Annotated in this window: 1 protein-coding gene; it reads left to right on the top strand. The window is 61.1% G+C overall.

Translation table 11 applies throughout. The annotated features are described in order from the left end of the window. Positions 1-455, top strand: a 455-nt coding sequence (locus DOU50_RS00060) for a carbon starvation CstA family protein (RefSeq protein ID WP_322742051.1), incomplete at both ends; no start/stop codon positions are given.

The following is a 455-nucleotide window of genomic DNA, read 5'->3' as shown; positions in this document are numbered from 1 at the left end:
TGCCGGGGATGATCTGGATCCTCGCCGGGGTGGTATTGGCGGGGGCGGTACAGGACTTTATGGTGCTGTTTGTCTCCACCCGCCGCGACGGACGTTCGCTGGGTGAGCTGGTGAAAGAGGAGATGGGGGCCACCGCCGGGGTGATTGCGCTGGTGGCGACCTTTATGATCATGGTAATCATCCTCGCGGTGCTGGCGATGATCGTGGTGAAAGCGCTGACCCACAGCCCGTGGGGAACCTATACCGTTGCCTTCACCATTCCGCTGGCGCTGTTCATGGGGATCTACATTCGCTACCTGCGTCCGGGCCGCATTGGTGAAGTGTCGGTGATTGGTCTGGTATTCCTGGTGTTCGCCATTATCTCCGGCGGCTGGGTGGCGGAAAGCCCGACCTGGGCGCCGTTCTTCGACTTTACCGGCGTACAGCTGACCTGGATGCTGGTGGGCTACGGCTTT

Source organism: Enterobacter sp. C6, from assembly GCF_008122455.1.
GTDB classification, from domain to species: Bacteria; Pseudomonadota; Gammaproteobacteria; order Enterobacterales; family Enterobacteriaceae; genus Enterobacter; species Enterobacter pseudoroggenkampii.
Note: the sequence above shows the minus strand (reverse complement) of the source record. Positions and strands in the feature narration are given on the sequence as shown.